At 59.5% G+C, this 12,342-nt stretch carries 10 protein-coding genes; 6 read left to right on the forward strand and 4 right to left on the reverse strand.

Annotated elements, in window-relative coordinates; all coding sequences use genetic code 11:
• Positions 1 to 70: 70 nt before the first annotated feature.
• Positions 71 to 1,144, forward strand: coding sequence for a 23S rRNA (cytidine(2498)-2'-O)-methyltransferase RlmM (gene rlmM, locus AC1MDT_RS01820; RefSeq protein WP_480420423.1), 1,074 nt, complete (start codon positions 71 to 73; stop codon positions 1,142 to 1,144).
• Between the two features lie 174 nt (positions 1,145 to 1,318).
• Positions 1,319 to 1,570: a sulfurtransferase TusA gene (tusA, locus tag AC1MDT_RS01825; RefSeq protein ID WP_480420424.1), complete on the forward strand. Its 252-nt coding sequence runs from the start codon at positions 1,319 to 1,321 to the stop codon at positions 1,568 to 1,570.
• 63 nt (positions 1,571 to 1,633) lie between these two features.
• On the opposite strand, the gene AC1MDT_RS01830 is transcribed toward tusA, so the two are convergent.
• The gene (locus AC1MDT_RS01830; RefSeq protein ID WP_480420425.1) at positions 1,634 to 3,043 is read right to left on the reverse strand and encodes an MATE family efflux transporter; all 1,410 of its coding nucleotides are present in this window, start codon (positions 3,041 to 3,043) and stop codon (positions 1,634 to 1,636) included.
• A gap of 282 nt (positions 3,044 to 3,325) precedes the next feature.
• Here AC1MDT_RS01830 and pdxB point away from each other — a divergent pair, with 282 nt between their 5' ends.
• Positions 3,326 to 4,468, forward strand: coding sequence for a 4-phosphoerythronate dehydrogenase PdxB (gene pdxB / locus AC1MDT_RS01835; protein ID WP_480420426.1), 1,143 nt, complete (start codon positions 3,326 to 3,328; stop codon positions 4,466 to 4,468).
• A 181-nt stretch (positions 4,469 to 4,649) separates the two neighbouring features.
• Here pdxB and AC1MDT_RS01840 read toward each other — a convergent pair whose 3' ends face one another.
• A complete protein-coding gene (locus AC1MDT_RS01840; RefSeq protein ID WP_480420427.1) occupies positions 4,650 to 4,829 on the reverse strand; it encodes a PA1571 family protein in 180 nt (59 codons plus the stop codon).
• A gap of 258 nt (positions 4,830 to 5,087) precedes the next feature.
• Between AC1MDT_RS01840 and AC1MDT_RS01845 the strand changes: the two genes are divergently transcribed.
• Positions 5,088 to 6,875 carry an ABC transporter transmembrane domain-containing protein gene (locus tag AC1MDT_RS01845; RefSeq protein WP_480420428.1) on the forward strand — a complete coding sequence of 596 codons (1,788 nt, stop codon included), beginning with the start codon at positions 5,088 to 5,090 and terminating at the stop codon, positions 6,873 to 6,875.
• A gap of 163 nt (positions 6,876 to 7,038) precedes the next feature.
• Here AC1MDT_RS01845 and AC1MDT_RS01850 read toward each other — a convergent pair whose 3' ends face one another.
• Positions 7,039 to 8,967 (reverse strand): transglycosylase SLT domain-containing protein, encoded by a 1,929-nt coding sequence (locus AC1MDT_RS01850; RefSeq protein ID WP_480420429.1) that lies wholly within the window; start codon positions 8,965 to 8,967, stop codon positions 7,039 to 7,041.
• Between the two features lie 213 nt (positions 8,968 to 9,180).
• On the opposite strand from AC1MDT_RS01850, the gene AC1MDT_RS01855 reads away from it, so the two are divergent.
• Positions 9,181 to 11,100, forward strand: coding sequence for an ATP-binding cassette domain-containing protein (locus AC1MDT_RS01855; protein WP_480420430.1), 1,920 nt, complete (start codon positions 9,181 to 9,183; stop codon positions 11,098 to 11,100).
• 196 nt (positions 11,101 to 11,296) lie between these two features.
• Here AC1MDT_RS01855 and AC1MDT_RS01860 read toward each other — a convergent pair whose 3' ends face one another.
• Complete coding sequence (locus AC1MDT_RS01860; protein ID WP_480420431.1) at positions 11,297 to 11,734, reverse strand: universal stress protein; 438 nt, start codon at positions 11,732 to 11,734, stop codon at positions 11,297 to 11,299.
• A 104-nt stretch (positions 11,735 to 11,838) separates the two neighbouring features.
• Between AC1MDT_RS01860 and AC1MDT_RS01865 the strand changes: the two genes are divergently transcribed.
• Positions 11,839 to 12,276 carry a hypothetical protein gene (locus AC1MDT_RS01865; protein WP_480420432.1) on the forward strand — a complete coding sequence of 146 codons (438 nt, stop codon included), beginning with the start codon at positions 11,839 to 11,841 and terminating at the stop codon, positions 12,274 to 12,276.
• Positions 12,277 to 12,342: the final 66 nt, after the last annotated feature.

A 12,342-nucleotide genomic window follows, 5' to 3' on the forward strand; every position in this document is an offset into this window, starting at 1 on the left:
GGCTTTGCTTCAACGCAAGTCTGGGCATCGCGCAGTGGCTGAATTTCTCGCCTACTGCCCAGGAGTAAGAATGAACACCCTCTTTATGCATTGCCGGCCGGGCTTCGAAGGCGAAGTCTGTTCCGAGATTTCCGAACACGCCGCGCGGCTGAATGTGGCCGGTTATGCCAAGGCCAAGACTGCCAGCGCCTGCGCCGAATTTATCTGCACCGAAGAAGACGGCGCCGAGCGCCTGATGCGTGGCCAGCGTTTCGCCCAACTGATTTTCCCGCGGCAATGGGCGCGCGGGATTTTCATCGACCTGCCGGAAACCGACCGCATCAGCGTAATCCTCGCGCACATGGCGGACTTCCCCGTGTGCGGCAGCCTGTGGCTGGAAATGGTCGACACCAACGACGGCAAAGAGCTGTCGAACTTCTGCAAGAAATTCGAAGTGCACCTGCGCAAGGCGCTGATGGCGGCCGGCAAACTGGTGGAGGATGCCAGCAAGCCACGTTTGCTGCTGACCTTCAAAAGCGGCCGTGAAGTGTTCATGGGTCTGGCAGAGTCGAACAATTCAGCGATGTGGCCGATGGGCATTCCGCGCTTGAAGTTCCCGCGTGATGCACCGAGCCGTTCAACCCTCAAACTGGAAGAGGCCTGGCACCACTTCATCCCACGCGACCAGTGGGACGAGCGCTTGCACAGCGACATGACCGGCGTCGATCTCGGCGCTGCGCCCGGCGGCTGGACCTGGCAGCTGGTCAACCGTGGCATGCTGGTGACCGCCATCGATAATGGCCCGATGGCCGAAAGCCTGATGGACACCGGGCTGGTGCAGCACTTGATGGCCGACGGTTTCACCTTCAAGCCCAAGCAGCCGGTGGACTGGATGGTGTGCGACATCGTCGAGAAACCGGCGCGCAACGCCGCGATGCTCGAAGAATGGATTGGCGAGGGGCATTGCCGTGAAGCGGTGGTCAACCTCAAGTTGCCGATGAAACAACGTTACGCGGAAGTGAAACGTTTGCTTGAGCGCATCGCCGACGGGTTCAAGGAACGCGGGATTCGGGTGGAGATTGGCTGCAAGCAGCTGTACCACGACCGCGAAGAAGTGACCTGCCACTTGCGCCGGATTGATGCGAAGAAGCCCAAGTCCCGCTGATTTTTGAAGTTGACTCGGACCACTGTGGGAGCGAGCTTGCTCGCGATAGCAATAGATCAGCCAGCACACCTGTTGGATGTGATGCCCTCATCGCGAGCAAGCTCGCTCCCACAGGGACGGTGTACGACACACCCGGCAATGCGCGACAATGCCGGCAAGTTTCAGGAGTGAATCATGAGTGAAATGATTGATACGCCGGTAGACGGCACCCTCGACGCCAGCGGCCTCAACTGCCCCGAGCCGGTGATGATGCTGCACCAACACATCCGTGACCTGGTGCCCGGCGGCCTGCTCAAGGTGATCGCCACCGATCCCTCGACCCGCCGCGACATTCCCAAGTTCTGCGTGTTTCTCGATCACGAACTGGTCGCGCAGCACGAAGAGGCAGGCACCTACCTCTACTGGATCCGCAAAAAGTCCCTTTAACGGACGCTGATCCTTGTAGGAGCGAGCTTGCTCCTACAGCATTTCAAGCCTTTTTTTACGCGGTCAACCCGTCGAGTGACTGATGCGGATCCGCTTGCGTGCACTGCGCGTCAGGCGGATCGACAGCATCAGCGCCGCGCAACTCAAGCCCACGATCAAACCCTGCCACAGCCCGCTCGGGCCACTCGGCGTGCCTAACCAATCGGTCAGGCCCAGTGCGTAACCCACCGGCAAACCAATGCCCCAGTAGGCGAACAACGTCAGGATCATCGTCACCCGCGTGTCCTGATAGCCACGCAAGGCACCCGCAGCAGTCACCTGGATAGCATCGGAAAACTGGAACAGCGCCGAATACACAATCAGCATGCCTGCGACGTGAATCACTGTCGGGTCCGCGGTGTAGATGGTCGCGATGTGCTCGCGCAGTAACAGCATCATGCTCGCGGAAAGACAGGCGTAAGCCAGTGCCGTGCCCATGCCGACCCCCGCGGCGAAACGTGCTTCACGCGGTTGCTGGCGGCCGAGCGCCTGACCGACCCGCACCGTCACGGCCATGCCGAGGGAGTAGGGGATCATGAACACCAGCGAGCTGAAATTCAGGGCGATCTGGTGCCCGGCCACCACGGTGGCGCCGAGACTGCCGATCAGCAGAGCGATCACGGCGAAGATGCTCGATTCGGCGAACACTGCGATGCCGATCGGCAGGCCGATGCCCAACAGGCGCTTGATCACCGACCACTGCGGCCAGTCGAAGCGGCTGAACAACTGACTCGACTGATACGCCGGCGCCCAGCGTTCCCAACCGGCCATGCCCAGCGCCATCACCCACATCACAATCGCCGTGGCCCAGCCGCAACCGACACCGCCCATGGCCGGCACACCGAAATGGCCGTAAATGAAGATGTAGTTCAGCGGAATATTCAGCGCCAACCCGCACAGGCCCAGCACCATCGCCGGCCGGGTACGTCCCAGGCCGTCACTGAAGCAGCGCAGTACGTGGTAGAAGGCGACGGCGGGCAAACCACTGGCGATCCCATGCAGGTATTGCATGCAGGGGCCGATCAGCTCGGGATCGACCTTCATGGCATGTAAAATCGGCTCGGCGCTGAACAGCATGCCGGTCGCCAGCAACCCCACCACCAGGGCCAGCCACAACGCCTGACGGACAATCGCACCGATCTCGCTGTGGGTGCCGGCGCCGAAGCGCTGGGCGACGTTCGGCGTGGTGGCCAGCAAGGTGCCAGTCATTAACAGAAACACCGGGACCCAGATCGAGTTTCCCAGCGCCACCGCCGCCAGGTCACGCGGTCCGACACGGCCCGCCATCACTGCATCGACGAAGCCCATCGCGGTAGTGGCGAGCTGCGCAACCATGATCGGCAGCGCGAGCGCGAGCAGGGTTTTAAGCTCCAGGCGAACCCTGGCGGGGCGATTGAGGGAAAGTGCGGCGGAGCGGTCAGTCACGGAATTCAAGGGCGAAACGTCCAAAAGAGTTTGATGCGCGAGGCGGGGCATTCTACGCGTTGACGCATCGGTCAGGAAAAGTCCTGTGTTAGCGATTTGTAATCCACCAGGCATGCACGCATTCCTGTAGGAGCGAGCGTGCTCGCGATGGACTCAAGAACGGCGCGTTTATTCAGAAAACACGCGTTATCGTGAACGTCCATCGCGAGCACGCTCGCTCCTACAGGGATGCGTGCTAGGCGTGGCATGTCATCTGCGCCTACACTGCCGACCCGCCAAAGGAGCCTGCTCATGCTGATTGTTGCCGACGAAAATATCCCGCTGCTCGATGCCTTCTTCCACGGTTTCGGTGAAATCCGTCGCGTACCGGGACGTTCCATCGACCGCGCCACCATCGAAGAGGCCGATGTGCTGCTGGTGCGCTCGGTAACCAACGTCAACCGCGCGTTGCTCGACGGCAGCAAAGTACGCTTTGTCGGCACCTGTACCATCGGCACTGATCACCTGGATCTGGATTACTTCAAGCAGGCCGGCATTACCTGGTCCAGTGCACCGGGCTGCAACGCCCGGGGCGTGGTCGACTATGTTCTCGGCAGCCTGCTGACCCTGGCTGAAATAGAAGGCGCCGACCTGACTAAACGTACCTATGGCGTGGTGGGTGCCGGTGAAGTCGGCGGCCGTTTGGTCAAGGTGTTGCAAGGTTTGGGCTGGAACGTCCTGGTCTGCGATCCACCACGGCAAGCGGCAGAAGGGGGCGATTTCGTCAGCCTCGAGCAAATCATCGAGCAGTGCGACGTCATCAGTCTGCACACGCCGTTGAAGAAACACGGCGCCCAGTCAACCTGGCATCTGTTTGATAAAAACCGTTTGAACCAACTCAACCCCGGCACCTGGCTGGTTAACGCCAGTCGTGGCCCGGTGGTGGACAACGCCGCCCTGCGCCAGGTGCTGCTGCAGCGTGAAGACCTGCAAGCGGTGCTGGACGTCTGGGAAGGAGAGCCTGAGGTCGATGTGGCGCTGGCCGAACTCTGCGTGTTGGCGACGCCGCACATCGCCGGTTATAGCCTTGATGGCAAGCAGCGCGGGACGGCGCAGATCTACCAGGCGTATTGCCAATTCCTTGGGCAGCCGGCTCAGGTCAGCTTGAGCGATTTATTGCCGGCGCCGTGGTTGTCGCGCGTGTCGTTGAACGCTGACAGCGATCCGGCTTGGGCGCTGGCGATGTTGTGCCGTGGCGTGTACGACCCGCGCCGGGATGATGCTGATTTCCGCCGCAGTCTTGTAGGCAGCGTGAACGAGCAACGTGCGGCGTTTGATGCGCTGCGCAAGCATTACCCGCAGCGGCGGGAGATTGATGGGTTGCAGGTGCGCATTGACGGGGATTCTCCTGGGTTGCAGAAGATCGTGGCGGCTTTGGGTGCAACGGCTGTCTGAAACCGAGTTGGCCCAATCGCGAGCAGGCTCGCTCCCACAGGAGTCTTGTCGTACACACATTTGAATTCACTGGAGATCCTGTGGGAGCGAGCCTGCTCGCGAATGGCCGCAGCGCAATATCTGGATCAACACCCATAAAAAACCCGGCCATCAGGGCCGGGTCAAGAAGACGATGGCTACATCACTTTTGTTCGGCAGGCTTGACCAATCGCTGTTCCAGTTCGCGGCAAGCTTTCTGGATCATGTCTTCAGTGATCGGTACTTCGCGCCCTTCTGCATCAATAATCGAGCAACCCAGAGACTGGTGCGGCTTCGTGCGGATCACTTGAATTTTGTCATCGCTGCTGTTTTGCAAGGACATGGCCTGTCTCCTCATCAAGTGTGTGTCGACTTTAAAACCGTCAGGTGACCGGGTTGTGACAGCTCCCGCGATCTTTCCAGGACGGCACTTGCAGTCCACCAGAAATACCTCGGTGTTGCCACCCGGACTTTAGACCAATAACGCCTAGGCACTAGTCTTGGCGATCATATTTAACCGGACTCATTATGATTTATAGAGTTCCAGGTTTGGGACGAGTGTAGGCTAAGCCCTGTCAATTTTCTGTGATCAGGCTATCGGATGATTTCAATGCTTTCCTCCCGTCATCGCCGCGCCATTCGATTGACCAGTCGGTTTCTTGCGCCTTATCGATGGCCAGCTTTCGGTGCCTTGCTGGCATTAATTGTCACGGCGGGCATCACGTTGTCCATGGGACAAGGCATTCGATTACTGGTTGATCAGGGTTTTATGACCCAGTCGCCCCATTTGCTCAACCAGTCCATTGGTCTGTTTATGTTGCTGGTGTTCGGTCTGGCGGTCGGCACCTTCGCGCGTTTTTATCTGGTGTCGTGGATCGGTGAGCGTGTCGTCGCCGACATCCGCCAGCAGGTGTTTAATCATCTGATTTACCTGCATCCGGGTTTCTACGAGGACAATCGCAGCTCCGAGATACAGTCGCGACTGACCGCTGATACGACATTGCTGCAATCGGTGATCGGCTCTTCGCTATCACTGTTTTTGCGCAATCTGCTGATGGTGATCGGCGGGATCGTGTTGCTGTTTATCACTAACCCCAAGCTCACCAGCATTGTGGTCATTGCGTTGCCACTGGTGATCGCGCCGATTCTGATTTTCGGTCGCCGGGTTCGCAACTTGTCGCGGCTGAGTCAGGACCGGATCGCCGATATCGGCAGTTATGTGTCCGAAACCCTGGGCCAGATCAAAACCGTGCAGGCCTACAACCATCAGGTTCAGGACGAGCAGCGGTTTGCCGTCACGGTAGAAGAAGCTTTCGACACTGCCCGTAAACGCATTTTCCAGCGGGCCTGGTTGATAACACTGGTGATCGTGCTGGTGTTGGGCGCGGTTGGGGTGATGCTCTGGGTCGGCGGCATGGACGTTATCGCCGGGCGGATTTCCGCGGGTGAGTTGGCGGCGTTTGTCTTCTATAGCCTGATCGTCGGCAGCGCCTTCGGTACGTTGAGTGAAGTGATCGGCGAGTTACAGCGGGCGGCAGGGGCGGCTGAGCGGATTGCCGAGTTGCTGCGTTCGGAAAACATCATCCAGCCACCGGCCACAGGCCTGGTGACGTTGTCTGAGCGAGTGAAGGGTGATCTGGCGCTGCAAGACGTGCGCTTTTCCTACCCGTCGCGTCCGGAAAGCTACGCCGTCGATGGCTTGAATCTGACCATCCGTGCCGGCGAAACCCTCGCGCTTGTAGGGCCGTCCGGTGCAGGTAAGTCAACGGTGTATGACTTGCTCCTGCGCTTTTACGACCCGGCCGAAGGATGCATCTTGCTGGATGGCGTGCCGCTGACTCAGCTTGATCCGCTGGACCTGCGACGTTGTTTCGCGTTGGTATCGCAAACGCCAGCGCTGTTCTTCGGCAGCATCAAAGAGAACATCCGCTATGGCAATCCGACAGCAACCCTGGCGCAGGTTCAGGAGGCGGCGAAAATCGCTTACGCCCATGACTTCATCGAGGCCATGCCCAACGGCTACCAGACCCACCTCGGTGATGGCGGCCTAGGCTTGTCCGGTGGCCAGCGCCAACGCCTGGCCATCGCCCGGGCGCTGCTGGTGGATGCACCCATTCTGCTGCTCGACGAAGCAACCAGTGCCCTCGACGCCCAAAGCGAACACCTGATCCAGCAGGCGCTGCCGAGCCTGATGAAAAACCGCACCACCCTGGTCATTGCCCACCGCTTGGCCACAGTGAAAAATGCTGACCGGATTGCAGTAATGGACCAGGGGAAACTGGTGGCGGTGGGGACACATCAGGAATTGATTGCGAACAATGCGTTGTATGCGCGGTTGGCGGCGTTGCAGTTTAGTGACGGCAAGCCTGAATTCGGTCTTCACTTGTAGGGCTGAAAGGCTGATGGACTGTAGGAGCTGTCGAGTGAAACGAGGCTGCGATCTTTTGATCTTGATCTTCAGCGCTGCCGATAAGATCAAAAGATCGCAGCCTCGTTTCACTCGACAGCTCCTACATAGCTCCTACACCGCTTCCAGATAACCGGTATTCCGGTTATTGATCGTCGAAGTACCGCTCATGCCAATCCACCAGCGGCTGCGGCGAGTTCAGCTTCTGGCCGTAGATCACTGAGTACGACAGCACGTTCTGCACGTACTGACGGGTTTCGTCGAACGGGATGCTTTCTACCCACACGTCGAAGCTCAGGTGGTCCGCGCCGCGCAGCCACTGGCGCACGCGGGCGGGGCCGGCGTTGTAGGCGGCGGAGGCGAGCACGCGGTTGCCATTGAACTGACTATGAACCTGGCTCAGGTATGCGGCGCCGAGTTCGATGTTCTTGTCCGGGTCGAGCACTTGCTGCGGTGAAGCCAGCGGAATGCTGAACTTGCGCGCGGTTTCCTTGGCGGTGCCAGGCATCAATTGCATCAGGCCGCTGGCGCCGACGCCGGAACGAGCGTCGTCCATGAAGGCACTTTCCTGCCGGGTGATAGCGAACACCCAGCTCGAATGCAGGCCACGTATCTTGGCTTCACGCACCAGGGTTTCGCGGTGGGCCATCGGGAAGCGAATGTCCAGGTCGTCCCAATACTGCGCCTGACTGATGGTGCGGATCGCCGGGAAATACCATTTCAAGTCGTAGGCCAGTTTCGCCTGGGCGACCATTTCGTCACGGCTGAAGTGGCGGCTGACGTAATACCACTCGCGGCGACCGTCGACGATCTGTCCGCGAGCGTGGAGTTCCAGGGCGCGCCGAATGCCTGGGGTATTGCGCACCTTGTTTATCAGCGCCTGGCTAAGGACCAGCGGCTTATTGACCAGCGAATAAGGTGACTGCGAACGATCGGCGGCGAGGAAACCGTAGAAATCCCGCTCGCGAGCAAGACTTTTATAGAGCGTCTGGGCTTCCGGGTTTTGCGGCTGCGCCAGTTCCAGGCTACGGGCCTGCCAGTAGCGCCAGCGGTTGGTCGTCGCCAGATCCTGAGGCAAGCGGCGGGTCAGCTGATAGGCATCCTCCCAGCGGGCCAGGCGCAGCAACAGTCGCAGGCGCCATTCGGACACCGTGTTGTCCCGCAGTTCCGGGTCGTACTTGGTCATCACGTCCAGCGCACGGCTGTCGAAACGTCGGGCGAGGGTCAGTCCGATTTCCCGGGCGATCGCCACTTTTTCATCGCGGGAGAAGTGCATGCTGCTGGCATAGCCGTCGAGCAGGTCCATGGCCTTGTCCGGATCCTCGCGCGCCAGGCGGCGCAGGCCAAGGCTGACCACATCAGACATCGGCTCGTCGGCCGGGGTGAACCGCGAGGGCTGGTTAAGCAGCTCGGGTTTCTGCGCGACATCCACCAACAACCGACCGCGAGGGGCGAGGGTGGTCAGGCTGTTGACCAGGCTGTTGGCCAGCGGATAGTTGCGAGCCTGGGCCGCCAACTTGGTGCGTTCCCAGCGTTTCTGCTCGGTCAGCTGGCCTTCGGCGGCCCATTGCCCGAAGAGTGCATCGCAAGCCGCGGGTTGAGATTTGCCCGTCAGCCAGAGTTTTTCGGCGTTGGCATAACCTGCAGGTTTCTGGTTATGACCGATCTGATACTGAGCATTCAGGCAGTCCAGTTCGGTGAAGTTCATCTTGGGGTCGTAGTACTTGACGAAAGTCGCCCAGTCGCCGCGATCGGCCAGCCAGCGCAACCAGCGCAATTTCATCCAGTTGGCTTGCGGCAGGTCACCGTGTTCGGCGAGGAATCTCTCGATTTCTTCATTGCTTGCGGTTTTAAGGCGTGCGGTCAGCTCGTCATACGCCAGGTAGGGCTCCAGCGGGTAATCGCTGAGGGCCTGGCTGTAACGGAAATAAGGACCGGTATCACCCTTGGCCAGGGCGCGCTTGGCCTCGTCGTAATATTGGCGTTGGGTGGACAGGTCCACCGCCTGGGCTGGTTGAACGGCAGCGGCAGAGAGAAGCAAACACGATAAAAGACTGAAAAGGCGACTGCGCATGAGACATCCGAGCAGAAAAATCATGACAAGTGCGGGCACTACCGGCACTGAATAAGATGTAGCTTAGCCTTTTGCCAGCAAGGGGCGAAAGCTTTGCCGGCCCGGCAGCATAAGTTCGCAACATTTGTCATGCAGAGTGCTTCCACATTGAAATTGCCGGCCTTCTGAAGCCTCAAGTCAGGTAGAATACGCGCCCGGTTTTTGGAGAAGCTCATGACCCTGCTCAAATTCAGCGATGTGTCCCTTGCTTTCGGCGCTATGCCGTTGTTGGACAAGGTGTCCTGGCAGATCGCCCGTGGTGAGCGGGTGTGCATCATCGGCCGCAACGGCACTGGCAAGTCCAGCATGATGAAGCTCGTCAAGGGCGACCAGAAGCCAGACGACGGCTCCGTATGGCGTGCGCCAGGCCTCAAGATTGGCGAATTGCCGCAAGAATTGCCGGTCGCCGACGAGCGGACGGTGTTCGACGTGGTGGCCGAAGGCCTGGACGGCGTCGGCGAACTGCTTGCGCAGTATCACCACCTGAGCCAGAACATCGTCACCGACGCCGATCTGGACAAGCTGATGCACGTTCAGCACGACCTCGAGGCCCGCGATGGCTGGCGCTTGCAGCAATTGGTCGACAGCACGCTTAGCCGTTTGCAGTTGCCTGCCGACAAGACCCTCGCCGAATTGTCCGGCGGCTGGCGTCGCCGCGTCCTGCTGGCTCAGGCCCTGGTTTCCGAACCGGACCTGCTGCTGCTCGACGAGCCGACCAACCACCTGGACATCGGTGCCATCGCCTGGCTCGAAGAGGCGTTGAAGGATTTCCAGGGCGCCGTGCTGTTCATCACGCACGACCGTTCCTTCCTGCAAAACCTTGCGACCCGTATTCTGGAACTGGATCGCGGTGGCTTGATCGACTGGAACGGCGATTACGCCAGCTTCCTGGTGCACAAAGAAGCCTCGCTGGCCGCTGAAGAAACCGCCAACGCGCTGTTCGACAAAAAGCTGGCCCAGGAAGAAGTCTGGATCCGTCAGGGCATCAAGGCACGCCGCACTCGTAACGAAGGCCGTGTCCGCGCACTGAAAGCCCTGCGCGTCGAGCGCAGCGAACGTCGCGAGCGTACCGGCAAGGCCAACATTCAGCTGGATACCGCCGACAAATCCGGCAAGCAGGTGATGGTCCTCGAGAACGTGAGTTTCGCGCATCCGGGCGGTCCGTTCCTGATCAAGGATTTCTCGATGGTCCTGACGCGCGGCGACCGTATCGGTCTGCTTGGCGCCAACGGCACCGGCAAAACCACCTTGCTGAAACTGATGCTCAGCGGTCTGCAACCGACCAGCGGCAAAGTGGAAGAAGGAACGCGCATCGACGTGGCCTACTTCGACCAGTTGCGCCATCAGCTGGACCTGGAAAAGACCGTGATCGACAACGTTGCGGAAGGCCGTGACTTTATCGATATCGATGGTCAGAGCCGTCACGTGCTGAGCTACCTCGGCGACTTCCTGTTCAGCCCGCAGCGTGCCCGCACGCCGGTGAAGGCGCTGTCCGGTGGTGAGCGTGCCCGTCTGTTGCTGGCCAAGCTGTTCAGCAAGCCGGCGAACCTGCTGGTTCTCGACGAACCGACCAACGATCTCGACGTCGAAACCCTCGAACTGCTGGAAGAGGTCTTGCTGACCTTCAACGGCACCGTACTGATGGTCAGCCACGACCGGGCATTCCTCGACAACGTGGTGACCAGCACCCTGGTCTTCGAAGGTGAAGGCAAGGTTCGCGAATACGTCGGTGGTTATCAGGACTGGCTGCGTCAGGGCGGTTCGCCGCGCCTGCTGGGCGTGACCGAGAGCAAATCCGGCAAAGCCGACCTGACGTCTGCTGTCGTGACGGCCGAAGCAGCGCCAGTCGCCGCTGCAGTCGAAGCACCGGTGGCAAAGAAGAAGCTCAGCTACAAATTGCAGCGTGAGCTGGAAATGTTGCCGGGTCAGATCGAAGCCATGGAAAAGCAGATCGTTACCGTTGAGGCGCAAATGGCCGATGCCGGTTTCTATCAGCGTCCGGCTGCCGAGACGGCTGCGGTGATCGCTCAGCTGGAACAGTTGCAGGCTGAGCTCGACATTATGGTTGAGCGCTGGGCCGAGCTGGATGCCTGATTGATCCTGTTGTAAAAAAAGCCCGGCGTTCAGTGATGAGCGCCGGGCTTTTCGTATGGAATGCGATCCAGAAACGGTTACAGATCTAATGTGGGAGCGAGCCTGCTCGCGAAATCGTTTTATCACTCAACATTAATGTCGGCTGATACACCGCTTTCGCGAGCAGGCTCGCTCCCACAATGAGTTTTTCGTGTTGTCAGGTTTTGATCAGGCGCACCGCGAGCACATCGCAAGGTGCACCATGCAAGACATCATTGGCGGTGGAGCCCAGCAGGAGCGCCAAGCCATGTCGACCATGGCTGCCCACTACGATCAGGTCGCACGTTTGCTCCTTGGCCAGGTGGTGAATCTCCTGGCGCGGCTGGCCGTAGGTCAGGTGGCTGTATTCCCTGGAGATTTCCGGATATTTCAGGATCAGCCGGTCCAGGCGCTCTTTGGCCTGATCGAACTGCTGTTGCTGCAGTTGTGACAGGTCCATCGGCACGTCGCCACCGAAGGCCATGGCCATCGGTTCGACAATGTGCACCAGGGACAGCTTTGCGCCGTTGCTCACCGCGAGTTCGCGAGCGCGGTGGATTACAGGATCGCACTCTTCGGTTAGATCTACAGCGACCAGAATGTGGTTGTAGGGCATGAGGTGCTCCTCCTGAGGATTGCAATATTGGTAAGTATGGCTGGTTTCAAGCGCATTGTTTCCAAAGTGACTGAATGCGCCCATCAAGAATCGGGAGTACAGATATGACGGTCTGGATAGTGGTGTCAATCCTGCTGGTGGTGTTGAGTCCGCTGGCATGGTTGCGGCCGTCCCGCCACCAGAGCGGCCGTATGGCCCTGCGCATGGAGGCGCGACGCCTCGGGCTGGCGATGCAACTGGCGCCTCAGGAATGGCCGCACTGGCTGAGTCAGGAGCCGCCGAGCCCCTGTGCGCAATACCATCGACCACGGCGTGGGAATCGGCCGGGATGCTGGAGTTACTGGCAAAAAGCGCCGGGTGTTTGGGTGAATCAGTGGCAAGAAGTCTGCGAAGATCCGGCGTTGTTGATTCATTTCGAAAAGTTGCCAGACAACGTTTACAAGATCGAAGCGGACAAGCAAATGATCACCTTGTATTGGGGCGAAAAGGGTGACGCGACTGTTTTGCAACAGATTGATATCACCCTCAAAGCCCTTGCCTGAAACACCCCTGTGTAGGAGCGAGCTGGCTCCGGGCGGCGTTCCGACGATGGTCGTCAACGATAACGC

The organism is Pseudomonas sp. ASL7 (assembly GCF_056680375.1).

What these genes read in the sequence shown, in the direction of transcription:
- pdxB (WP_480420426.1), top strand. Translation starts at nt 3,326, where the DNA reads ATGCTGATTGTTGCCGACGAAAATATCCCGCTGCTCGATGCCTTCTTC.
- tusA (WP_480420424.1), top strand. Translation starts at nt 1,319, where the DNA reads ATGAGTGAAATGATTGATACGCCGGTAGACGGCACCCTCGACGCCAGC.
- AC1MDT_RS01850 (WP_480420429.1), bottom strand. Translation starts at nt 8,967, where the DNA reads ATGCGCAGTCGCCTTTTCAGTCTTTTATCGTGTTTGCTTCTCTCTGCC.
- AC1MDT_RS01860 (WP_480420431.1), bottom strand. Translation starts at nt 11,734, where the DNA reads ATGCCCTACAACCACATTCTGGTCGCTGTAGATCTAACCGAAGAGTGC.
- AC1MDT_RS01840 (WP_480420427.1), bottom strand. Translation starts at nt 4,829, where the DNA reads ATGTCCTTGCAAAACAGCAGCGATGACAAAATTCAAGTGATCCGCACG.
- AC1MDT_RS01845 (WP_480420428.1), top strand. Translation starts at nt 5,088, where the DNA reads ATGATTTCAATGCTTTCCTCCCGTCATCGCCGCGCCATTCGATTGACC.
- AC1MDT_RS01865 (WP_480420432.1), top strand. Translation starts at nt 11,839, where the DNA reads ATGACGGTCTGGATAGTGGTGTCAATCCTGCTGGTGGTGTTGAGTCCG.
- rlmM (WP_480420423.1), top strand. Translation starts at nt 71, where the DNA reads ATGAACACCCTCTTTATGCATTGCCGGCCGGGCTTCGAAGGCGAAGTC.
- AC1MDT_RS01855 (WP_480420430.1), top strand. Translation starts at nt 9,181, where the DNA reads ATGACCCTGCTCAAATTCAGCGATGTGTCCCTTGCTTTCGGCGCTATG.